The sequence below is a fragment of the Curtobacterium sp. L1-20 genome (genome assembly GCF_048755855.1).
GTDB lineage: Bacteria > Actinomycetota > Actinomycetes > Actinomycetales > Microbacteriaceae > Curtobacterium.
In genome coordinates this window covers 1,003,915-1,027,010 of the sequence record NZ_CP151473.1, presented here as the reverse complement: position 1 = coordinate 1,027,010, position 23,096 = coordinate 1,003,915, and the positions used below count along the sequence as shown (strand labels likewise).

Genomic DNA, 23,096 nt, shown 5'->3' with positions numbered 1-23,096 from the left:
ACAAAGTGAAATATAGCGTACCATGCAACGCATATCAGTTGAGAGGGAAATGTGATCGCATTCGGTCTGGCTCTGCTCACGCTGGGAGCGATCGCGCTCGTCCGGCGCGACCCACGACTCATCGCCGTCGCCCTGGGCGTCGGCGCCGGACTCCCCGCCACCGCGGGTCTCGCCGTCGGCGGTCTCAGCGTCAGCCTCTTCGCGCTGGCGTGCGTGCTCGCAGCGGTCGGCTGGGCGACGTCCCGGGCGCATGGCGTCCCCTCGGCAGCGGCCACCTTGCTCGTGGTGTTCACGGTGTGGAGCACCGTGGCGGCCTTCTTCGGCCCCTGGGCGTTCCAGGGCGTTCCGGTCCTCCTGCCGGGGAACGGGATCGACGAGCAGGTGAAGGCTCCGTCCGCCCTGGTCCTCACCTCGAGCAACGTCGCCCAGCCCGCGTTCCTCTGGGCGTCGACGCTCGCGGTGCTCTTCCTCGCCAGGACGGGGACGGCGCGGGCAGCCCTGTGGACCGCAGCATGGGTCGCCACCACGGCCAGTCTGGCCAGGGGGGCGCTCAAGGCGGTCGGCGCGGACGTCGCGGGTCCTGTCCTCGACACCCTCGACGTCGACTACGCCGTTCCCGGTGACGTCCGCCTGCGCGGCGTCTTCGCGGAACCGAGTGAGCTCGCGACGTTCTCGCTCGGGGTCGCGGTCCTCGCTGTGGTCACCGTCGCCACGACGACCGGTCGCCAGCGTGTCCGGGCGGCGGTGCTCGCGGTCCTCGCAGCTGCGGCGCTCCTCGCGTCGGCGTCCGGCACCGCGGTCGCCGCGAGTGGCATCGTCCTGGCCGGGCTCCTGGTGGTGCTGCTCCTCCGCTACGTGTCGACACGGGGGCGTGGGACGCCGTGGATCGCGCTCGGCGCCATCGTCCTCGCGATCACCGCGCTGACCGTGGGCGACCGGCTGCTCGGCCCGGTCCTGGGGATCGTCGACGACAAGATCGGCAGTCAGTCCTACGACTCGAGGACGGCGGCCGATGCCCTCGGACTCCGGGTCCTCCGGGACACGTGGGGCCTCGGTGCGGGCCTCGGCAGCAACCGGTCGTCGTCGTTCGTGGTGACGCTGGCGAGCACCGTGGGCGTCCCCGGCGTGCTCCTCTTCGCATCCGTCGTCGTGGCGCTCGTCATCGGCGCCGTCCGTCACCGCGGGCTGATCGCAGCGACGGCCGGCCTGTTGGCGCTCCTCGTCGCGAAGTCGATCGCGGCACCCGACCTCACGACACCGCTGCTCTGGCTCCTCATCGCGGCCGCGCTGCCGGTGCGCCGGCCGGACCCGGACCGTGACCTCGGCGCGGTGACGATCGACCTCGATGTCGAACCGAGCCCCTCGCCCGCGCGCGGGCGCGTTCCGGCTCGCCGCACGACGGCGGCGGCCCCTCCGCCCGGTCGACGGCGCGCCGCCCGCTAGTCTCGACCCCGTGCGATGGAGTCGAGTGAACTGGCCCGCGGTCGGCTACGTGTCGCTCGAGGACTTCGAGGGCGCCACCGAACACCTGGTGCGCCTGCTCGAGGACGCCCCGCCACCCGTCGCGGCCCTCGCGACCGTGCGGTGGGTGGACGCCCGCATCGCCTCGCTCACGGTCGAGGCCGAGGGCCGACACGGTGCGCCGGCAGCGGACGACGACGCCGAGGCGTCCGCGGTGGACCTGCCCGGCCACGGGACGCCCGACCCGGTGACCGTGCACGCCGAGGTCGTCGTCCGGAACGACGAGGTGCTCGACACGGCGGACGGGCTCTGGCGGCGCTGGAACCACGCCCGGGTGACACTCCGCCTCGACGACGCCGTGATCGACCCGCCGACCGTCGACCCCTCCGCACTGCTCGCCGGCGACGCCCACATCGCGCGCGGCGAGCTCGAACACGTCGGCGGACTGGACGCGTGGGAGCTCCGGCTGCTCGTCTCCCCCGTCGGTGAGGTCGCGATCCGCTTCACGGACGCCCGGGTGTCGGTGCGCAGCGTCCCGGAGTCCGCGTACGACGAACTCGGCGAACGGCCGACGCGCGGCTGGCACGGCCCGGTTCCGGACGGCTGGGTCGAGTGGGCGGACGAGGTCGTCCGCGCCGCCGCACACGGGGACCTCGGTGGGCTCCACCTCGCCGACGACGCGAGCGACGTCGACGACCTCGACCCGCGCTGGGGCTTCGCGCCGCTGCACGCGGCAGCCTGGTTCGACCGGCCCGAGATGCTCGAGGAACTCCTGCGCCGCGGGGCGTCGATCGAGCTCCGTGACAGCGAGGGACGGACGCCGCTGACGCTGGCGATCGACCGCGACGCGCGTCGGGCGGTCAGCGTGCTGGCCGACTCGGGCGCCGACCTGGAGGCGCGGGACACGGACGGCAACACCCCGATCGTCCGCGCGGCGTGGGGTGGGCACGGGGCCGTCGTGCGTTCGCTCGCCGCCGCGGGTGCGGACACCAGGGCGGTCGGCTCGCGGGGTGCGACGCTGCTGATCGCCGCGGTGGACTCCGGGGACGTCGACACGGTCCGGTCGGTGCTCGCACTCGACGTCGACGTGAACGCCCAGGACGACGAGGGCTCGACGGCGACGGACCGCGCGGAGCTGCTCCGCGACCGTGCGGTCGCGGAGCAGCTGGCGCACCACTACGGAGCCGGCTGAACGACCCCGGCGGCCTCGAGCGCGTTCGCCGCGGCGACCCGGCCGTACCAGCGCGCCGAGTCCTTCGGCGTGCGGGCGAAGGTCACCGGGTCCCACGACACGAGCCCGAACGTCGGTCGGAACCCGGACGCCCACTCGTAGTTGTCGAGGAGCGACCAGTGCTGGTAGCCGAGGACCTCGATGCCGTCCTCGATGCACGCGTGGATGCCCTCGAGCGCACCCTGGGTGTACGCGATGCGGCGGGGGTCGTCGGCGGTGGCGATGCCGTTCTCGGTGATCATCAGCGGCACGCGGCCGGAGAGCTCCCACGCGCTGCGGAGTCCGTCGGCCGAGGCCTCGGGGTAGAACTCCCACCCGGTCAGCGTGGTCTCGACGTCGTCGGCGACGGGCAGCGGACCCGCGGGACCGATGAAGGTGCGGGTGTACGCCTGGACGCCGAGGAAGTCGTCCCCGGCTGCCTGCTCCAGGTACCAGTCGTCACGCGGGTACCCGTACTCGCGGAGCTTCTCGTCGGCGCCGGGCTCACCCGTCGAGACGAAGGCCTGGGTCGCGACGGTCCACCCGCTCTGGATGCCGTCGACCTGCGACAGGACCTCGCGGGACCGCTTGTGCGAGGCGAGCAGGGCGTCGGCGACGCCGAGGTCCGGGTTCGGCAGGCCGTAGGCCACCAGGTTCGAGGCGTCCTCGCCGCCCGCGAGCATCGCCGCGATGTTCGGCTCGTTGATCGTGCAGACGTACCGGACCCCGTCCTGCACGATCGGCAGCGCGGTCTCGGTGTACCGGGCGAACAGGTCGGCGGCGTCGCTGGCGCGCCAGAAGCCGTCGCGCTCGAACCACCGCGGCACGGTGAAGTGCATGAGGGTGACGATCGGCTCGAGGCCGAACTCGTGACAGGCCTCGACCATGCGTCGGTAGTGGTCGATCTCCGCACGGCTGACGAACCCGCGCTCCGGCTCGATCCGGGCCCACTCCACGCTGAAGCGGTACGAGTTCAGGCCGAGGTCGGCGGCGATCCGGATGTCCTCGCGGTAGCGGTGGTAGCTGTCCGCAGCGTCGCCCGACGGTTCGACGATGGTGGTGTCCGGCTCGTGCTCGTGCACCCACCAGTTCGAGTTGACGTTGTTGCCCTCGATCTGGTGGGCCGCGGTGGCCGCGCCCCAGAGGAAGCCGTCGGGGAAGTGCAGCGTGGTGATGATGGGTCCTTTCGCAGGGGGAGGTCAGTGCGCCGAGAGGAAGCGGTCGAAGACGGCGAGGGTCCCCGCCGGGTTCTCGACCTGCGGGCCGTGGTAGCTCGTGGGGATGACCTCGTAGTCGGCACCCGTGCGCTCGGCCATCGCCCGCTGCCACGGGACCGGCCAGGCGCCGTCCCACTCGCCGTGGGCGACGAGGACGGGGAGCCCGGTGGCGCGGAGCTCGTCGGACGAGTCGGTGTGGTCCTCGAGGATGTGCCCGCCGGCGACCACGCTCAGCGGACTCGTGGCGTCGAAGCGGTCGCGGACCATCCGGACGTCGTCGGGGAGTTCCTCGTCGGGGCGGTACGCCCAGAGCGGGTTCGTCGCGTCGAACAGCTGGCGGTTGTTCCCGCCGGTGTCGTGCAGGATCGTGAGCTCGGCGACCTTGCGGTAGGGCCAGCCGTACGGACCGGAGCAGAACTGCACGACGTCGCGGAAGGCCGACGGCGCCGCGATGGCGGCGGCGCGGACGATGACACCGCCGAGGGAGTGCCCGATCAGGTGGACGGGTGCGCCGTCGTCGAGCAGTCGGGCGACCCGGACGACGTCGGCCGCTTCCTCGTCCAGCGAGTAGTCCCGCGGCTCGGTCGGCGCTGCCGAGTCGGCCTGTCCGCGACGGCTGATCGCCACGGCGGTCCAGCCGGCGTCGCGCAGGTACGGCAGGAAGGTGCGCCAGTCCTCCTTCGACCCGGTGTACCCGGGAACGATCAGGACGGTGCCCTTGCTCGGCCCTGAGGGGACGACCCGGTAGGCGGTGAGCCGGCCGATCGGGACGTCGATCCCGACGACGTCGACGCCCTCGGGCGTGGGGAGGTGACCGAACGGCGGGACGGTCGGGAATGCGTGCAGGTTCATGCGAGCAGTGTCCGCCTCGGGTTCGGGACGGCGTCCAGCAGTGCCACCGTGTAGTCGTCCTGCGGGTGCTGCAGCACCTCGGCTGTCCGGCCCCGCTCCACCACGGCGCCGTCGTGCAGCACCATGATGTCGTCGGTGATCAGTCGGGCGCTCAGCAGGTCGTGCGTGATGTAGAGGAGCGAGACGCCCCACTGCTCGCGCAGGTCCTCGAGGAGCGCCAGAACGCCGGCGCGCAGTGTGACGTCGAGCATCGAGACCGGCTCGTCGGCGATGATCACCTGCGGGTCGCTGGCCAGCGCCCGGGCGATGACGACGCGCTGCCGCTGGCCGCCGGAGAGCTGGTGCGGGAGCTTCTGCGCGAACTGCTCCACCGGCGTGAGCCCCACGGTGTCGAGGAGTTCGAGCACGCGACGGCGAGCGTCCCGCCCCCGCAGGCCGGTGTAGTTCACGACCGGCCGGGTGAGCGTGTACTCGACGGTGTGCAGTGGGTTGAGGGCCGCGTACGGGTCCTGGAACACCATCTGCACCTCCGAACGCAGGTCCTTCAGCCCCCGTCGGCCCAGCCGCGCCACGTCGGTGTCGCCGAAGCGGACCGTTCCCGAGCTCGGCTTCTCGACCCCGGTGAGCAGCTTCGCGATCGTCGACTTGCCCGACCCGGACTGGCCGACGAGGGCGAGCGACTGCCCGGGCTCGAGGGTGAACGACACGTCGCGCACGGCCTGCACGGGCTGCTCGCCGCGACGGGGTGCCGGGTAGGTCTTCACGAGGTGCTCGACCACGATCGGGTTCTCCGCCGCGGACCGCTCCCGCGATCCGACGGTGGCGAACGACGACGTCGTCTCCTGCCGCGAGGCCGAGCGCTGCGACCGGTCCGGGAAGCCCGGCAGGCTCACGACCTCGGCGCGCGGGTCGGCGTAGTGCGACAGCAGCATCTTCGTGTACTCGTCCTGCGGGTCGCGCAAGATGTCCTTCGAGCCGCCGTCCTCGACGATGCGCCCCTCGTGCATGACGAGCACACGCTCGGTGGCCTCGAGGACGATGCCGAGGTCGTGGCTGATCAGGATCGCCGTGAAGCCCTCGGACTGCTGCAGCTCGATGATCGTGTCCATGACGGCGTGCTGCACGAGGACGTCGAGCGCCGTGGTCGGCTCGTCGAACACCATGAGCTGCGGTTCGAGCGACAGTGCCAGGGCGATCGACACGCGCTGCCGCATGCCGCCGGAGAGCTCCCCCGGGTAGCGGGCGAGCATCGCGGTCGGCAGCTTCACCTTCTCGATGAGCTCCTTCATCCGTGCGTCCCAGCGGTCGCGCGCCACGTGGCCGTGCGCCGTGAAGACGTCCACGAAGTGGTTCCGGATGGTGCGCACCGGGTTGAGCGCGTTCATGCCGGACTGCAGGACCATCGCGAAGCCGCCCTGGCGTTGCTGACGGAGCGCTTCGTCGTCGAGGTCGCGGATGTCGTTGCCTGCGAAGACGATGCTGCCGCCGTTCGTGCGCGCCGGCGGCTTCTGCAGGCGGGTCAGCGCGTAGCCGAGGGTCGACTTGCCCGAGCCGGACTCGCCGACCAGGCCGACGAACTCGCCCTTCCGGAGTTGGAAGGAGACGTGGTCGACGGCCTGGACGGCCGTCTGGCCGGCCGATTCGTACACGACCGACAGGTCGCGCACGTCGAGCAGGACGTCCTGCGTGGCGCTCGTGGCCTCAGACGGGAGGCGCGTGGCGGCGCCGTCCCGCGCCTCCAGGCCGCTGCTGGTCACGTTCGGCGAGCCGCTCATGCTGCTGCTTCCTTCTTGCGGCGCGCGCCCTCGCGCAGCCGCGGGTTGGACACGGCGTCGACGCCGAAGTTGATCAGGGTGAGGCTCATCGCGAGCAGCGCGATGCAGAGGCCGGGTGCGAAGAGCAGGATCCACTGACCGGTGAGCAGCGCGTTCGAGTTCTGCGCCCAGTAGAGGATCGTGCCCCAGCTGACGATCGACGAGTCGCCGAGCCCGAGGAACTCGAGGCCGGCCTCGGCGAGGATCGCGCTGGTGGCAGCCCCGAAGAAGCTGCCGACGATGAGGCTCGTCATGTTCGGCAGGATCTCGCGGAACACGATGCGCGTCGCACCCTCGCCGGAGAACTGCGCAGCCGTCACGAAGTCGCGACCGCGCAGCGACTGCGTCTGGCTGCGGAGGACGCGAGCACCCCACGCCCAGCCGGTCACGACGATGACCGCGATGATCACCGCGATGCCACCGTTCTGCAGGTACGCCGCGATGACGATCATCAGGGGCAGACCCGGGATGACCAGGAACAGGTTCACGATGAAGCCGATGACCTCCGCGACCCAGCCGCGCACGTAGCCCCAGCTGAGACCGATCGCGACGGCGACGAGCGTCGACAGGACGCCGGCGACGGCACCGACGAACACCGAGATCCGCGCCCCGTAGACGAGCTGGGACAGGACGTCCTCGCCTGCGGCGGTGGTGCCCATCCAGTGGTCGGGCGTCGCGTCGGCGGACCGGGCGAAGCCGTTCTGGCTGGCACCGTACGGGGCCAGGAGCGGGGCGAAGACCGCGACGAACACGAACACGCCGAGGATGATGATGCCGATCCGCGCCTTCTTGTTCGACCAGACGACGCCGAACTGGCGGGCCGCGGCACGCCACTTGGACGGTGCTGCCTGGTCGTGCTGCTCGCCCGGGCCGTGTTGCTGCGTCCGCACTGCGACGGTCTCGTTGGGTGTGCGCGTGTTGGTCATCGGCGCGTCCTCGGGTCCAGGACGCCGTAGAGGACGTCCACGATGAAGTTGGCGATGAGCACCGACACGGTGATCATCAGGAAGAGGGCCTGCATGAGCGGGTAGTCCTGCCCGATCACGGCGTTGAACAGCAGGTAGCCGATGCCCGGGTAGCCGAAGACCTGCTCGACCAGGACCGAACCGCCGACCACACCGCCGAGTGCCAGACCGAAGCCGGTCAGGTTGGGGAGGATCGCGTTGCGGGCGGCGTACCGGACCGCCACCGTGCGGCCGCGGAGGCCGTTCGCCTCGGCGAAGGTCACGTAGTCGTCTCCGAGGGTGTTGATCATCGCGTTGCGCATGCCGATGATCCAGCCGCCGAGGCTCGTCACGAGGATCGTGACGGCCGGCAGGACGGCGTGCTGCAGGGCGTCCCCGACGAAGGCACCGTTCAGGCCGGGTGTCGTGGTGGCCGAGTAGGCACCCGTCGTCGGGAACCAGTGCAGGACGTAGCCGAGGAAGAAGAGCAGCAGGAGCGCCGTCCAGAAGTACGGGAACGTCGACATGAACGAGCCCGACAGGGTCGGGAGCGAGTCCAGCCACGTGCCGCGCTTCCACGCTGCGCCGACGCCGATGAGGGTGCCGAGCACGAAGGCGAGGATCGTCACGACGCCGACCAGGATCAGCGTGTACGGCAGTGCCCGGGCGACGAGGTCACCGACGGGCTGCGGGTAGAACGTGTAGCTCGTCCCGAAGTCCAGCGTGACGACCTGGTGCAGGTAGCTGACGTACTGGTCCCAGAGGTTGCCGGTCGGGACGCCGAGCTGCGCCTCGATGGCCTTCTTGGTGGCGTCGGTGACCGGGCCGTTCTGGCTGAGCTTCGCCAGGGCGGCGTCGGTCGGGCTGCCCGGCATGAGTCGCGGGAGCACGAAGTTCAGCGTGACGGCGGCCCAGAGGGTCAGGACGAAGAGGACGAGTTTCTGGAGGATGTACTTCACTTCTGTTCCTCCAGGATCTTCTTGCCCGCGGCGCTGTCGCGGAGCCGGAGCTTCGAGAAGATCAGCAGCGGTGCCGAGTCGTAGTTCTGCGGTGCCATGTAGGGGTCCTTCGCGCTCGGCCACCCGACGAACTTGCCGGTGTTGAACAGACCCCAGAGGCCGCCGTAGTACATCCCGATCACGGGCAGGTCGTTGTAGACGACCTCCTGCAGCTGGTCGAGGATCTCCTGCTGCTTCGCGGTGTCCGTCGTCGCCTTGTACTCGTCGAGGAGCTTCTGCGTGTCGGCGTTCTTGTACCGCTCGTAGTTGTTCACCGTCGACTTGCCGACCGGCTGGTAGAAGTCGCTGCTGAGCAGGGAGTTGAACGCCTGGTAGACGTCGCCGTTGCCCATGCCGCCCATCGCCATGTCGAACGTGCCGTTGTTGATGTTCTGCTGGTACCCGGCGGGCTGCGGTGCCTGGATCGTCACCTTGATGCCGATGGCGGTCAGGTCGCGCCGGACCTCCTGTGCGGCGCGGAGCCAGTCGGAGTAGCCGTTCGCGGTCATGATCGTGATCGCGAGCTGCTTGCCGTCCTTGACGATCTTGCCGTCCTGCTCGACCCAGCCAGACTTCGCGAAGCTCGCCTTGGCTGCGTCGACGTCCTGCGTGATCACGCCCTTGTCCGGGATCTCCGGGTTCACGTACTGCTCCTGGTTCGGCAGGATCAGTCCGGTCTGGGCGGCCGCCTCGAGGTTGCCCTCGGTCGCGGTCTCGGCGATGTCGTCACGGTCGAGCGCGAGGGAGATGCCCCGGCGGACGTTGACGTCGTTGTACGGAGCCTTCGTGAGGTTCGGGATGAGGCCGATCACACCACCCGGCGGGAACCAGTACGTGTTCGTCCCCGAAGCGGCACCCCAGGTGCCCTTGACGTCGGAGATGAACGAGTACGCCCAGTCGTAGCCGCGCGTGACGGTGTCGAGCTGCGTGTTCGTCGCCGGCAGGATCAGGTGCTTGATGACGATCTCGTCGGCCTGCCAGTACCTCGGGTTCTTGTCCATCGAGTACTGCTGGTCGGTGTAGTTGCCCAGCACGAACGGTCCGGTGCCGACCGGGTTCGGGTCCCTCCAGGTGGTGGGGTCCTTCACCTTCCCCCAGTGGCCCTCACCGAGGATGTACGTCTGCCCGATGATCGTCAGGCTCGGGACGTCGTCGCTCTTGAGGTGGAAGACGACGTGGTCGCCCTTCCGCTCGATGGTGTCGATGTGCTGCCAGGCACCCTTGACGTCCATGGCGGGGAACTTCTTCAACAGGTCGAACGTGAAGACGACGTCCTTCGCGGTGAACGGCGACCCGTCGGACCACTCGACCCCGCTGCGGATCGTCATGTCGATCGTCTTCGCATCCGGCTGCGTCCACGAGCTCGCGAGCCACGGGTTCCGCTTGCCGTCGAGGGGGTTCACCTCGATGAGCGGCTCGTACATCCACTTCGACGCGGTGCGGGCGTTCGCGATGTACGGGTTGAAGTTGCGGTCGAACAGCGGGTTGCCGTGGTCCGCGTTGATGAGCATCGTGTCCTTGCCGATGCTCGGGTCCGGCTGCGATCGGACCTGGATGCTGCAGCCGGTGGCGACGAGGGCCACGACCGCCAGGCCGGCGATCGCCGCGATGATGCGGCCGGGCCGTCGGCCGGTGGCCGGTGTGCGCGGGTCGTGCTGCCCGCGCCTGCGCTGTGGGGGAAGCGTCATTGCTCGGTCGACCTCCGTGTCGAGTGGGTACGAGGACAATGTATGCGCTTACATCGCGCTCCGCAACCGGCGCGGTTCCGAGACGGGGTGACACGTGGCCCAGGTCGGGCGAGGTGGGGCGGCGCGGTCAGAGCGACGGCGGGCAGCTCTCGCGCAGCAGGACCTCGACCGGCAGGCGGACGGCGCGCGGTGGACCCTCCCGGCGCTCGAGGCGGTCGACGATCGCGCGGACCGCCGCCCGCCCGAGCGCTCCCATCGGCTGGTGCACGGTCGTGAGCGGCGGCGCCGAGAAGCGTCCGGCGTCGATGCCGTCGAAGCCCGTCACGAGGAGGTCCTCCGGCACCCGGACGCCACGGGCCGAGGCAGCGTCGAGCACACCGAGTGCGGACTGGTCGTTCGAGCAGACGATCGCACGCGGGACCGCCTCGCCGTCGAGCAGCTGCGCGGCGAGCTCGCGGGCGCGCACACGACCGAAGTCGCCGTGCACCACACGCACCGAGGACGGGGGCACCCCGTGGTCGTCGAGCGCCTGCCGGAACCCCGCCGACCGCTCCATGTCGTCCGGCGAGTCGATCGGTCCGGCCAGGAGGACGAGCGACCGGATGCCGAGGCGGCCAATGACGTGCGCGGCGAGCGTGCGCATCCCCGCCGCGTTGTCGACGCTCACCGAGTCGAACCCGTGCGACCGGCGGTCGTCGGCGAGCACCACGACCGGGATGCGTCGGGCCACGTGCTCGAGCAGGTCGTCCGGCACGGTCTGGGCGAGGACGGCCAGTCCGTCGACCCGACCGGCGACGTCGTTGACGATCACGTCCCGCGAGGGCCCGCGCCCCGCCGCGACCATCAGCGCGAGTCCCCGCTGCCACGCCTCGGTCTCGGCACCGCGGAGGACCTCGTCGAAGTACAGGTTCGAGGAGAACGGCTGCGTCACGTGACGTCGGTCGTCGACCACCCGGACGCCGCCGTCGGTCACGAGGTCGGGACGCTCGTCCGGGACGACGTCGAACCCGGGCAGCAGCAGTCCGACGACCCCGGAGCGCTTGCCCGCGAGCGCCCGCGCGTTGCCGGACGGGACGTAGCCGAGCGACCGGATCGCCGCCTGCACCTTGTCGCGGGTGCCCTCGCGGACGGCGTCGGGCGTGCGGAGCACGCGGGAGACCGTGGCGATGGACACACCGGCCGCCGATGCGACGTCGTAGACGGTGGGCGGTGCCGCGCGCTGCTCGGTCACGCCGTGCCTCCGTCCCCGTCCGCTGCTCGTGCGCCGCGAGCCGTGCGGCCGGACCATCCTAGGCACGGCGTGGGAGCGCACTCCGCCACGGTCGGCCGAGACCCCTTGCGCGCAGCCGACGAGCAGCGGGACACTGTCACGACCTCAGTACGTCCCGTGAGGAAGCGCACCGGCGGGCAGGACGCCCGCACCCACCACGATGCCCACGCACACAGGGAAGGACCGTCCATGTCACAGTCGACACGTTCCGGCAGCAAGCTCGCTCAGCGGCAGACCACCGACGAGCAGGAGGTGAAGGACGCGCTGCTCGACCGCTCCGACGGCAGCACGGCGTGGATCTTCGACCAGATCGACGCGGCCGAGGAGAGCGCCGCGAGGCCGTAGGGCCGCGCGGACGCTCCGGCGCCCGCGCAGTCGCGGGGTCGCGGGGTCGCGGGGTCGCGGGGTCGCGGGGTCGCGGGGTCGCGGGGTCGCGGGGTCGCGGGGTCGCGGGCGAGCCTTCCGCGGGCGGCTCGTCGGCGCGCCCGCGACTCCGATCAGCGCTCGGTGTCCCCGACGATCGCCATCCCCGCCCCTCGGAGCCGACGGCGCTCCTGGGCGATCCACGCGAGCAACCGGTCGTTCGTCCCGGCGACGTGCGCTGCGAGCAACTCGGCCGCACGGTCGCCGTCACCGGCGCGCATCGCGTCGATGATGGCGCTGTGCTCCTGCCAGGCGGCATCGCGGGCCTCGGGCGTGCGGACCTCGATCCACCGGGTCCGCTCGAGTCGGGTGAGCGCGTCCGCGATCGCGTCCGTGATGAACCGGTTGCCACCGAGCGCCGCGAGGTCGAGGTGGAAGGTCGACCCCATCCGGATGCCGGCCTGCTGGTCGGGCGTCGGGCGGAGGCTGTCGAGGTGCGACCGGACCTCGGCGAGCTGCTCGTCGGACGCGCGCCGGACGGCGAGCCGAGCGGCCGCGGGTTCGAGCACGCCACGGAGCTCGGCGAGCGAGGCGATCTCGTCGAGGTCGATCGGCGTGACGGTCCACGAGCGTCCCTCGTGGAGGATGAGCCCCTCGCGTTCGAGCCGCGACAGAGCCGCGCGCACCGGGGTCCGCGAGGCGTGGAAGCGGGCTTCGAGGCCGCGCTCCGAGATCCGCTCCCCCGGCGCGATGTCCAGGGTCAGGATCGCGTTGCGGAGGTTGTCGTAGAGCTGGCTCGTCTGCGACACGGGCGGTGCATCGGTCGTCTCGCTCACGGCGCACCACCCTATCTCGTCGACGCGTCCTGGTATACCGATCTTCGCGACGTTCTGGATATCACATGCAATAATATCGAAATGCAGACAGCCAGGCCGGTGGCCGGACTCCATATCTTGCGGTTCCTCGCGGCGCTGACCGTGGTCGTGTACCACTCGGCGTTCTACGTCGCCGGCCAGGTGCCGACTGCCCCGACGATCTCCCCTGCCGCCGGCGACGCAGGGGTCTGGCTCTTCTTCTCGATCAGCGGCTTCGTGATGGTGTTCGTGCTCGATCGAGACCCTGCTCGCTCCTGGCGTCGGTTCGCGGTGCAACGGGTGATCCGCATCGTCCCGCTGTACTGGGCCATGACGGCGGTGGCCGCGGTGTCCGTGGCGGTCGGCACGCGGCTCGTCCCCACCACGACCCTCGACGCGGGCGTCGTGCTCCGGTCGTTGTTCTTCCTGCCGTCGGAGAATCCCGACGGCCTGATCCAGCCCCTGTGGCCCGTCGGATGGACGCTGGTGTTCGAGATGGCGTTCTACGCGCTCGTGACGCTGTCCCGGGCGCTCCGCGTGGACCCGATCGTGTTCTGCGCACCGATCCTCCTCGCCGCCGCCGCAGCGTCGGCCGTCCGCCCCGATCACGGCGCCGTCGGCTGGTTCTACGCCGATCCGGTGGTCCTGTTCTTCCTCGCCGGGATGCTCGTGGCACGGAGCCGTCGACTCGGACTCCCTCGGACCGTCGCGGTGCTCCTCGCGCTCGCGACCGTGTTCGCGACGACACGGTCCCTGCGCCACGACGTCGTCGACCTCGGCAGCGCGGCGGTGTTCCTCGCCCTCACCGGACTGCTGCTCGCCGTCGTGCTGGCCGAGCCGTGGATCGGCAGCCGGGTCCCCCGGGTCCTCGTCACCCTCGGGTCGGCGTCGTACTCGTTGTACCTGACCCACCCACTCGTCGGCCCGATCGTCACGGTCGGTCTCATCACCCTCCTGCCCGCCGGATTCCCACCGCTGCTCGGGATCGTGGCCTCGGTCACGGTGTCCGTGCTCGCCGGTCTCGTCGTCTTCCGGTGGGTGGAGCAGCCGCTCGCGCGCGTGCTCGGACGGTCGACGAGCACCAGGGCGGGCTCCGGGCGGCGGTCGGCGACCGTCTGAACCGGGCTCGGGCACCACCACCGGGGCCGGATGCCAGGGCACCACGCCGAGGGCGCTACGGTTGGTATACCAACCGCCCTGCCCGGAGGCTGCGATGACGTCGAACATGATCCCCGCGCGCGCGTGGACGATGCTCGCGCTCGGCGTCGCCGCCCAGGCCGCGGGGACCCTCGTCGTCTCGGCTCCGGCGCTCCTCATCCCGCACCTGCACGCGCAGGGCACGACGCTCACGATGGCCGGGCTGCTCGCCGCGGCGCCGACCTTCGGCATGGTCCTGACGCTCATCGCCTGGGGAGCGGTCACCGACCGCTTCGGTGAGCGCATCGTGATCGCTGGCGGCCTCGTGCTGACGACGCTCGCGGTCGCGGGTGCGTGGGCAGCGGCGGGCGATCCCGTGCTGCTCGGGCTGGCCTTCCTCGCCGGCGGGATGACGAGCGCGTCGACGAACGCCGCGAGCGGCCGCGTCGTGGTCGGGTGGTTCCCGAAGGAACGTCGTGGGCTCGCGATGGGGATCCGGCAGATGTCGCAGCCGCTCGGTGTGACGCTGGCCGCGGTCACCGTGCCGCAGCTGGCCGAGGCCGACGGCATCCGCGCGGCACTCGTGCTGCCCGTTGTCCTGTGCGCGGTGCTCGCGGTGGCCTGCGCGATCGGCATCACGAACCCGCCGAGACCGGCGCGCTCGGCCGTGTCCACCGGCGGCACGGCCAACCCCTACCGCGCGGACGGGTTCCTCTGGCGCATCCACGCGGTGTCGGTCCTGCTGGTCGTCCCCCAGTTCACGCTGTCGACGTACGGCCTGGTGTGGCTGGTCGGGCTGGGCTGGTCGACAGCCGCGGCCGGGCTCCTCGTCGGGGCGTCGCAGTTCGTCGGCGCGCTCGGACGGATCCTGGTCGGGGTCTGGAGCGACCGGGCCGCATCACGGGTGGGTCCCCTCCGCGTCGTCGCGGTGAGCGCCGCCGTGGTGATGGCCGTCATGGCGTTCGTGGACGCCACGCACCTGGCGGGTGCCGCCGTGTTCCTGGTCGTTGCGACGAGCGTGACCGTCGCCGACAACGGGCTCGCCTACACCTCGGTCGCCGAGGCAGCGGGGCCGTTCTGGTCCGGGCGGGCCCTGGGCGCACAGAACACCGGACAGTTCATCGCGGCGAGCGCCGTCGGTCCGGGGGTCGGCGCCCTGGTCGGGGCGGTCGGGTTCGCCGCGTCGTTCTCGATCGTGGCCGTGCTGCCCCTGCTGGCGCTCCCGCTGGTGCCCCGTCGCGACCAGACGCTGCAGGACTGAGACGCCCGCCGCTCCACCGGACGCGGGCAGCGACGGCGACCGGAGCACCCGGCCGGGACGTCCGACCGGGTGCGTCCGACACGACCCGCCGTCGACCGGCTCAGGCCGGCACGGCGGGGCCCACCGGCCAGCGCAGCAGCGCCGCAGCGGCGGCTCCGCCGGGCAGTGACGCCGCGTTCACCAGCACGAGCTCGGCGTCCGTCAGCACGGCGGCCCGGACGAGCGCGCACACCGCTGGCACCGCACCGATCACCGGTGTCCCGGCTGCCTGCTCCGGCGCCGTCGCGACCCACGGGGCCCCGGCGAGCGCGAGGAGCGTGCGGTCACCCACGGCGACGGAGTCCAGGGCGACGACCGCCCCCTGCGCCTGCTGCAGGGCGGCGACCACCGATCCGATGCCGGTCACCGCGAGGTTGTCGCCACGACCGACGTGCGTGCGGAGCAGGTCCTCGAGGTCGTGCCGCCGTGTGGCGACGACGCGGGCGAGCGCGGTCTCGACGTGCTCGACGAACGCCTGCTTCGACCCGGCGTCGGCGCGCGGGTCCCCCGGGAACACCGAGGTCAGCGCCCGGGCCTCGGTCGACAGCGCCTTGACGAGGAGCTCACGGGCGGTGACGTCACCGGCGACGACCACGAGCCCGGGCCGCAGGGAGCGGACGGCATCGTCGACGGCCGCCGCGACCTCGGAGGAGTTCTGCTTCCAGATCTCCTCGGTGTGCTGCTGCCAGTGCGGCTGCTTCCACCCGGTGCCGGCCTTCGCGTAGTGGAGCGTGTCGTTGCGGCCCTGCACCTGCTGCTCGTCGTGCTGCACGGGCGCGTGGCCGAGCCGGTAGACCCGGAACGCTCCGCCCTCCTTGCCGGCGTGCACGAGCAGGAAGGGCAGGTCGACGGGCCGGTGGGCGACGAGCGGGACGAGGTCCGGCACGGCACCGACGCCGATCGCCTCGGGGACGTGCAGCTGGCCCGGCAGCACCTCGCTCAGCACGAGGGCGCCGTCGTGGACGAGCACGTACCGCGCGACGGGCGACGGCACGCCGGGTTCCTGCTCGAACTCGGCGGCGACGAGGTCCACGACGTCGTCGGAGGCGCCCTGCGCCCGGAGGGCCTCCTCGACGGCACGCAGCTTGAGCGCTGCCTGTCGCCTCGGGTCCTCCACGTTGCCGGAGACGTCGGCGTAGGCCCACGCCCACGTGCCGTCACCCTCCAGCCGCTGTCCCAGGATCTCGTGCAGTTCGCTCGTCGCGTTGGTCGACGTCATGGCAGCTCCTCTCGGACGGTGCCGGGGCTGTCACGAACCCCGACGTTTCGTGTTCGCCCACACTCCACCTCCCGGTCGGCCGGTGTCCGCGGCGCGGAGCGAACACCCAGGCCGTACCCGGCCGGGCGGTGCAGCGCTGCGAGACACCTGACGGATCGACGACGAAAGCCCAACCGCACTCGGTTCTGTGGTTGGGTGTGGAGCACACTCCGCTCGACGACGAACCGAGGTGCAGGCAATGACGCCAGCGAACCGACCACGCCCACTCACGAGACGACAGCTGCTCGGCTTCGGCATCGGAGCAGCCGCCACCGGCCTGCTCGCCGGCTGCGCCGTCCCCGGCTCCACGAACGTCAACAAGGCGGCGCTCGTCCCGGCCGCCGCGTCCGGCCAGAAGGTCCAGCTCACCTACTGGGCCTGGCTCAAGGACCTGCAGAAGGTCTGCGACGTGTGGAACGCCTCGCACCCCGACATCCAGGTGAACGCGAACTGGATCCCCGGCGGCACCGCGGGCGGCTACCAGAAGATGTACTCCGCGCTCGCGGCCGGCGGTGGCCCCGACATCGGGCAGGTCGAGCTCCGCCAGGTCCCGGAGTTCATGCTCGCGAACGGCCTGGTCGACCTCGCCCGCTACGGCGCGAAGGACTTCCAGTCGAAGTACGACGACGCCGCCTGGGCGCAGGTGTCGTTCGTCGACGGCGTCTACGGCATCCCGCAGGACACGGGCCCGATGGGGTTCTACTACCAGACGGCCCTGCTCGAGCAGGCCGGTGGCGAACCCCCGGCGACCTGGGACGAGTGGCGCGAACTCGCCGAGAAGGTCCGGAAGACCGGTGCGCAGAACTACCTCGAGGTGTTCCCGGTGTCCGACGCCTCGCCCTTCGCCGCGTACGCGCAGCAGGCCGGGGCGCGCTGGTTCAGGGTCGACGGCGACGAGTGGGTCGTCGACATGACGGACGACAAGACCCTCATGGTCGCGGACTTCTTCGACGGCGTCATCGACGACAAGCTCGTCGACACCAGCGCCGGCGCCTACTCCCCCGGCTGGTACGCCTCGGCGGCCAGCGGCAAGATCGCGGCCGTCACGAGCGCGAGCTGGGGCGACGCCCTCATCGAGTCCGTGCAGGGCGGCAAGGGCAAGTGGAAGGTCGCCCCGATGCAGAAGTGGGGCGACACCGGCTTCGGGTCGAGCGCGATCGGCGGCTCGACGGCGGCCGTGCTCGCCAACTCGCAGCACCCGAAGGAGGCGCTCGAGTTCATCACGTGGATGACCACCTCGAAGGAGGGCATCGACGCGATGATCAAGTACTGCGGCATCGGCTGGTCCCCCGCCAAGGACTACATCGGCAAGCAGCGCGAGCAGCCGAGCGCGTGGTTCTCCGGGCAGAACTACAACGAGGACGTGTTCGTCCCCGCCGCCAAGGAGCAGAACATCGACTGGTCGTGGTCGCCCGTGACGCAGTCGGCGTTCACGTCCCTGCAGAACCAGTTCCGGCGCAAGCTCACCAGCGGTCTGAAGCTCGCCGACGCGGTGGAGCTCGCGCAGGAGGAGATCGTCCAGTCCTTCAAGGACAAGGGCCTCAGCGTGAGGACGGCACGATGACGACGACACAGCCCAAGAGCGGCTTCCGCACCAGCACGAAGGCCACCGCCGCGCAGAAGCGGGCGCCGTGGATCCTCCTCGCGCCCTTCCTCGCCCTGTTCCTGCTGACGTTCGTCATCCCGATCATCAGCGCGCTGTTCCAGAGCTTCACCACCGTGGACCGGCAGGGGCTCTTCGGCGAGGACGGCGTCACCGGCCGGTTCGCCGGGTTCGACAACTACGTGACGGCGTTGAACGACAACGGCTTCGTCGCGTCGATCGGCCGCATGCTCCTGTTCGGCATCGTGCAGGTCCCGGTGATGATCATCGCCTGCACGATCCTGGCGCTGCTGCTCGAGTCGGCGAGCGCCCGCTGGCCCGGCTTCTTCCGGGCGATCTACTTCATGCCGTACGGCGTCCCCGGGGTCATCGCCACGATCCTGTGGTCGTTCCTCTACGTGCCCGGGCTGTCGCCGATCGTGTCGCTGCTGCAGTCGATGGGGTTGCAGCCGGACTTCCTCGGCGCGAACAGCGTGCTCTGGTCGATCGCGAACATCGTCACGTGGACCTACACCGGCTACAACATGCTCATCATCGTGGCGCAGCTCAAGTCGATCCCGGGCGAGGTCTACGAGGCCGCGAAGGTCGACGGCGCGAACGCCTTCCAGGTCGCGTGGCGGATCCAGATCCCGCTCATCGCGCCGGCCCTGGTGCTCACGACGGTGTTCTCGATCATCGGCACGCTGCAGCTCTTCGCCGAACCGCAGATCCTGTCGACGGTCGCCCCCGCCATCGACACCGAGTACACCCCGAACTACGCCGCGTACACCAACGCGTTCGCGTTCAACGAGTACGGCGTCGCCTCGGCCCAGGCCGTCATCATCGCCCTGGCCGCGTTCATCCTGTCGTTCGCGTTCCTCGCGCTGACGAACCGGCCGCCCAAGGACGAACGGGACCGCCGCAGGCGGGCGAAGCGGGACGGCCAGGAGGCGCAGCTCGCGCTCCGGACGCGCGCCACCGACCGACCGGTGGTCACCACCCAAGCCGCCCCGCGCCTCCCGGCCGGGTCCGGTCTGCAGAACGGAACGAAGGGGGCGGACGCATGACCAGCGAAGCCATCGAAGCGCCGGTGACCGCGAAGACCGCCGTCCCCGTCGACACCACGTCGATCAGCGCGCACCAGCGACGGAAGCTCGACCGCACCGGGACGTCGCAGATCGTCGTGACGGGCATCCTCGTCGTCGTCGCGCTCTACTTCCTCGTGCCGCTCTACTGGGTGGTCATCGCCGCCACGAAGACCACCGGCGCGCTGTTCGCCACGAACGGGTTCTGGTTCGGCGGCGACTTCGCGCTGTGGAGCAACCTGCAGCAGGTGTTCACGTACGACGGCGGCATCTTCGTCCGCTGGATCGCGAACAGCATCCTGTACTCGGGGGTCGGCGCCGTCCTCGCCACGTACTTCGCCGCGGCCGGCGGGTACGCACTCGCGAAGTACGAGTTCCGCGGCCGCCAGGTGGTGTTCGGCACGATCCTCGGCGGTGTGCTCGTGCCGGGGACCGCGACGGCGCTGCCGCTGTTCCTGCTGTTCTCGACGATGGGTCTGACCGACACGTACTGGAGCGTGCTCATCCCGAGCCTCGTCTCGCCGTTCGGCCTGTTCCTCTGCCGGGTCTACGCAGCGGCGTCGGTGGACACGGCGCTCCTCGAGCAGGCACGCATCGACGGTGCCGGTGAACTCCGGATCTTCCACACGATCGTGCTGCGGCAGATGACGCCGGCGCTCGTCACCGTGTTCCTGTTCCAGGTCGTCGGCATCTGGAACAACTTCTTCCTGCCGCTCATCATGCTGGCAGACCAGAAGCTGTACCCGATCACACTGGGACTGAACAACTGGCGGTCCCAGGTGGACCGGCTGCCGGAGTTCTACCAGCTCACCACCGGCGGGGTGCTCGTCTCGGTCATCCCGCTCGTCATCGCCATCATCGTCCTGCAGCGCTTCTGGCGCGGGGGCCTCACGGAAGGATCGGTCAAGGGTTGACCATCGCTGCACACTCGTCCTCCTCCACGACGGACGCCCTCGCGGCGCTCGCCTCGACGGCACCGGGCTCGGAAAGCCGACTCGCGCCCCGGGCCTGGCTGCACACCGACGCGCCCGCACTGTCCCTGAACGGCGCGTGGGACTTCCGGTGGTCGCCGGTGGCCGACGTGCCGGAACCGACGGCGGAGGACGAGTGGGGCAGCATCCCCGTCCCGGCGCACTGGGTCCTGCACGGGCACGGCGCACCGAGCTACACGAACCTGCAGTACCCGTTCCCGATCGACCCGCCGCACCCGCCGGAGGAGAACCCGACCGGCGACCACCGGCGGACGTTCTCGCTGCCGTCGTCCTTCGAGGCGGCGGCCCGCGTGCTGCTCCGCTTCGACGGGGTGGAGTCCCATTTCCGGGTGTGGGTGAACGGGTCCCTCGTGGGCTGGTCGACCGGTTCGCGGCTCGCGACCGAGTTCGACGTGACCTCGCTGCTCGTGCCCGGGCCCAACGAGCTGCTCGTCCGGGTCCACCAGTGGTCGGCCGCGTCCTACCTGGAGGACCAGGACCAGTGGTGGCTGCCCGGCATCTTCCGCGACGTCACGCTGCTCGCCCGTCCGACGGCCCCGATCGACGACGTGTTCGTCCGCGCCGGGTGGAGCACCACGCTGGGTGACGCCGCGACGGCCGGCACCGCAGCCTCGGGACGGCCGTCCACCGGCACGGGGACGATCACGTTCCCGACCGTCGACGCGGTGTTCCCGGTGCGGTTCGCCGTGCCGGACCTGGGCGTCGACGTCGTCTGGCAGTCCGCGGACGACGTCGCACCGATCGGGGTCGAGGGCGTCGAACCGTGGAGCGCCGAGCTCCCGCGGCTCTACGACGCGACCCTGTCGTCGGGCACCGCGGCGGGTGGCTCGTCCGGCGGCGAGACCGTGTCGCTGCGGCTCGGCTTCCGCTCGGTGGCGATCGTCGGCGACCGGTTCCTGGTCAACGGCGAGCGCGTCGTGTTCCACGGCGTCAACCGGCACGAGACCCACCCCGAGCGCGGTCGCGTGTTCGACGAGCAGCACGCACGCGCGGACATGGCGCTCATGAAGCGGAACAACGTCAACGCGATCCGCACGTCGCACTACCCGCCGCACCCGCGGGTGCTCGACCTCGCCGACGAGCTCGGCTTCTGGGTGATCCTGGAGTGCGACCTCGAGACGCACGGCTTCCTCTTCACCGAATGGGTCGGCAACCCCTCCGACGACCCGGCGTGGCGTGACGCCTACCTCGACCGCATCGCCCGGACCGTCGAGCGCGACAAGAACCACGCGTCGATCGTGATGTGGTCGCTGGGCAACGAGTCCGGCACGGGTCGGAACCTCGCCGCGATGTCGCAGTGGGTGCACGACCGCGACGACGAGCGCCCCGTGCACTACGAGGGCGACTACACCGGCGACTACACGGACGTGTACTCGCGGATGTACCCGACCCTGCAGGAGACCGAGTCGATCGGTGGCGGTCCGGCCACACCCCTGCTCGGCTGCGGTCCCGCGGAGGCCGCCCGGCAGCGCGCGAAGCCGTTCATCCACTGCGAGTACGTGCACGCGATGGGCAACGGCCCCGGGCAGATCGCCGAGTACGAGGCCCTGGTCGACCGCTACCCGCGCCTGCACGGCGGGTTCGTCTGGGAGTGGCGGGACCACGGGCTGCTCGCCCACACCCCGGACGGCACGCCCTACTACGCGTACGGCGGCGACTTCCACGAGGTGGTGCACGACGGGAACTTCGTGATGGACGGCCTCGTGCTGCCGGACGACTCCCCGACCCCGGGGCTCGCCGAGTTCGCCGCCGTGGTCGCACCGGTCCGGTTCGTCCTCGGCGACCGCACGGTCCTCGTCGAGAACCGGTACCACTCGGCCTCGACCGCAGGACTGCGGTTCTGCTGGACGCTGCAGCGGAACGGGATCGTCGAGTCCTCCGGGCGCTTCGCCCCCGGTGTGGTCGCCGCGCGGCAGTCGGCCACGGTGCCGGTGCCGGACGAGGTCCTCGCCGCGGTCGCAGCGGGCACCGACGGGCTCGCACCCGGCGACGAACTGTGGTTCGACGTGACCGCGGAGCTGGCGGGCCCGACGGCGTGGGCTGACACCGGCCACGTCGTCGCACGCGCCCAGACGCTCGTCGCGAGCCGACCGGCGGAGGCGGCCCGCGCCTCCCGGCAGACCTGGGACGGCGACCGCCTCGGCGACGGGACCTTCTCGGCGCGGGGCGACCTGGTGTCCTGGAAGGGGCACGAGGTCGCCGGACCACGACTCGACCTGTGGCGAGCGCCGACCGACAACGACAGCCTGGCGTCGCAGGGCGGCTACGAGACCGCCGACCCGGTGCTCACGCACGGCGTCGGCGACCCGACCGCTCCCCCGTCGGCGACGCGGTGGCGGGAGCGGGGACTCGACCGGCTGACGCACCGGCTCGTGTCGGTGTCGCGGACGGCCCACGGGCTGGAGCAGCGCGTCCGCGTCGCGGCGGCGAACAGCGGGTGGGGCGTCGACGTCACGCACCGCTGGGCCCTCACCGACGACGGGCTGCAGCTGCAGACCGACGCGGTGCCGTTCGGGGCGTGGGACGTCACCTGGCCGCGGATCGGGGTGCGCTTCGACCTGCCGGCGAACATGGCGGACCTCGAGGCGGAGTGGTTCGGGACCGGGCCGCTGGAGTCCTACGCGGACTCGTCGCACGCTGCCCGGGTCGGGCGCTTCACCGCTCCGGTGCGGTCCCTCGGCGTCGAGTACTCGATGCCGCAGGAGACCGGGCACCGGCCGGCGCTGCGCACGCTGTCCGTCGGTGACCTGACGGTGCGGACCGTCGGGGCGCACCGTGCCGGGTTCACGCTCTCGCCATGGACCGCGCAGCAGATCGGGCGCGCGATGCACCCGTACGAGCTGCCCACGTCGGAGCACCTGTACCTGTACCTCGACGCCGCGCAGCACGGCCTGGGGTCGCGGGCGTGCGGGCTCGACGTGCTGCCGGAGCACCAGCTGTGGCCGCAGGCGTTCTCGTGGAGCGTCGTGCTGGCGTAGGGCGGCGGCGACCGGCCCCGGTCGCACCCCGCTGCGTCCGCGGCGGGGTGCGACCCGACGGCGGGAGTCGGCCCGAGCTCCGCACGATGGAAG

18 protein-coding genes are annotated in these 23,096 nt (G+C 71.2%); 9 read left to right on the top strand and 9 right to left on the bottom strand.

Annotated elements, in window-relative coordinates:
* The first annotated feature begins 51 nt into the window (after positions 1–51).
* Together AAEP86_RS06420 and AAEP86_RS06415 are read left to right on the top strand one after the other, a co-directional pair.
* Positions 52–1,443, top strand: coding sequence for a hypothetical protein (locus AAEP86_RS06420; protein ID WP_420369708.1), 1,392 nt, complete (start codon positions 52–54; stop codon positions 1,441–1,443).
* A 10-nt stretch (positions 1,444–1,453) separates the two neighbouring features.
* Positions 1,454–2,653 (top strand): ankyrin repeat domain-containing protein, encoded by a 1,200-nt coding sequence (locus AAEP86_RS06415; protein ID WP_420369707.1) that lies wholly within the window; start codon positions 1,454–1,456, stop codon positions 2,651–2,653.
* Here AAEP86_RS06415 and AAEP86_RS06410 read toward each other — a convergent pair.
* The 7 genes from AAEP86_RS06410 to AAEP86_RS06380 all read right to left on the bottom strand — a co-directional run bounded on the left by AAEP86_RS06410 (position 2,638) and on the right by AAEP86_RS06380 (position 11,415).
* Positions 2,638–3,849, bottom strand: a complete 1,212-nt coding sequence (locus AAEP86_RS06410) for a glycoside hydrolase family 1 protein (protein ID WP_420370452.1) — start codon at positions 3,847–3,849, stop codon at positions 2,638–2,640. The two genes, AAEP86_RS06415 and AAEP86_RS06410, sit on opposite strands and share 16 nt — an antisense overlap.
* 21 nt (positions 3,850–3,870) lie before the next feature.
* On the bottom strand, positions 3,871–4,740 hold the full coding sequence (locus tag AAEP86_RS06405; RefSeq protein WP_420369706.1) for an alpha/beta fold hydrolase: 870 nt from the start codon (positions 4,738–4,740) through the stop codon (positions 3,871–3,873).
* Positions 4,737–6,515, bottom strand: a complete 1,779-nt coding sequence (locus AAEP86_RS06400) for an ABC transporter ATP-binding protein (RefSeq protein ID WP_420369705.1) — start codon at positions 6,513–6,515, stop codon at positions 4,737–4,739. Before AAEP86_RS06400 ends, AAEP86_RS06405 begins: the two co-directional genes overlap by 4 nt.
* Entirely contained in the window at positions 6,512–7,480 is a 969-nt protein-coding gene (locus AAEP86_RS06395; protein WP_420369704.1) for an ABC transporter permease, read from the bottom strand. Before AAEP86_RS06395 ends, AAEP86_RS06400 begins: the two co-directional genes overlap by 4 nt.
* Positions 7,477–8,457: an ABC transporter permease gene (locus AAEP86_RS06390; RefSeq protein WP_420369703.1), complete on the bottom strand. Its 981-nt coding sequence runs from the start codon at positions 8,455–8,457 to the stop codon at positions 7,477–7,479. Before AAEP86_RS06390 ends, AAEP86_RS06395 begins: the two co-directional genes overlap by 4 nt.
* On the bottom strand, positions 8,454–10,184 hold the full coding sequence (locus AAEP86_RS06385; RefSeq protein WP_420369702.1) for an ABC transporter substrate-binding protein: 1,731 nt from the start codon (positions 10,182–10,184) through the stop codon (positions 8,454–8,456). Before AAEP86_RS06385 ends, AAEP86_RS06390 begins: the two co-directional genes overlap by 4 nt.
* A gap of 127 nt (positions 10,185–10,311) precedes the next feature.
* A complete protein-coding gene (locus tag AAEP86_RS06380; RefSeq protein WP_420369701.1) occupies positions 10,312–11,415 on the bottom strand; it encodes a LacI family DNA-binding transcriptional regulator in 1,104 nt (367 codons plus the stop codon).
* A 228-nt stretch (positions 11,416–11,643) separates the two neighbouring features.
* On the opposite strand from AAEP86_RS06380, the gene AAEP86_RS06375 reads away from it, so the two are divergent.
* Entirely contained in the window at positions 11,644–11,799 is a 156-nt protein-coding gene (locus AAEP86_RS06375; protein WP_420369700.1) for a hypothetical protein, read from the top strand.
* Positions 11,800–11,951: 152 nt separating this feature from the next.
* On the opposite strand, the gene AAEP86_RS06370 is transcribed toward AAEP86_RS06375, so the two are convergent.
* Complete coding sequence (locus tag AAEP86_RS06370) at positions 11,952–12,653, bottom strand: GntR family transcriptional regulator (RefSeq protein ID WP_420369699.1); 702 nt, start codon at positions 12,651–12,653, stop codon at positions 11,952–11,954.
* An 81-nt stretch (positions 12,654–12,734) separates the two neighbouring features.
* Between AAEP86_RS06370 and AAEP86_RS06365 the strand changes: the two genes are divergently transcribed.
* Positions 12,735–13,790 carry an acyltransferase family protein gene (locus AAEP86_RS06365; protein ID WP_420369698.1) on the top strand — a complete coding sequence of 352 codons (1,056 nt, stop codon included), beginning with the start codon at positions 12,735–12,737 and terminating at the stop codon, positions 13,788–13,790.
* Between the two features lie 94 nt (positions 13,791–13,884).
* Positions 13,885–15,069, top strand: a complete 1,185-nt coding sequence (locus AAEP86_RS06360; RefSeq protein WP_420369697.1) for an MFS transporter — start codon at positions 13,885–13,887, stop codon at positions 15,067–15,069.
* Between the two features lie 100 nt (positions 15,070–15,169).
* Here the strand turns inward: AAEP86_RS06360 and AAEP86_RS06355 are convergent, their stop codons facing one another.
* Complete coding sequence (locus tag AAEP86_RS06355; RefSeq protein ID WP_420369696.1) at positions 15,170–16,327, bottom strand: Vms1/Ankzf1 family peptidyl-tRNA hydrolase; 1,158 nt, start codon at positions 16,325–16,327, stop codon at positions 15,170–15,172.
* A 238-nt stretch (positions 16,328–16,565) separates the two neighbouring features.
* Here AAEP86_RS06355 and AAEP86_RS06350 point away from each other — a divergent pair, with 238 nt between their 5' ends.
* Genes AAEP86_RS06350 through AAEP86_RS06335 form a run of 4 tightly spaced genes read left to right on the top strand, consistent with a single transcriptional unit; the run spans position 16,566 to position 23,003 of the window.
* Entirely contained in the window at positions 16,566–17,930 is a 1,365-nt protein-coding gene (locus AAEP86_RS06350; protein ID WP_420369695.1) for an ABC transporter substrate-binding protein, read from the top strand.
* Positions 17,927–19,015 carry a carbohydrate ABC transporter permease gene (locus AAEP86_RS06345; protein ID WP_420369694.1) on the top strand — a complete coding sequence of 363 codons (1,089 nt, stop codon included), beginning with the start codon at positions 17,927–17,929 and terminating at the stop codon, positions 19,013–19,015. Before AAEP86_RS06350 ends, AAEP86_RS06345 begins: the two co-directional genes overlap by 4 nt.
* Positions 19,012–19,947 (top strand): carbohydrate ABC transporter permease, encoded by a 936-nt coding sequence (locus tag AAEP86_RS06340; RefSeq protein ID WP_420369693.1) that lies wholly within the window; start codon positions 19,012–19,014, stop codon positions 19,945–19,947. Before AAEP86_RS06345 ends, AAEP86_RS06340 begins: the two co-directional genes overlap by 4 nt.
* The gene (locus AAEP86_RS06335) at positions 19,944–23,003 is read left to right on the top strand and encodes a glycoside hydrolase family 2 TIM barrel-domain containing protein (RefSeq protein ID WP_420369692.1); all 3,060 of its coding nucleotides are present in this window, start codon (positions 19,944–19,946) and stop codon (positions 23,001–23,003) included. Before AAEP86_RS06340 ends, AAEP86_RS06335 begins: the two co-directional genes overlap by 4 nt.
* The last annotated feature ends 93 nt before the right edge of the window (positions 23,004–23,096 follow it).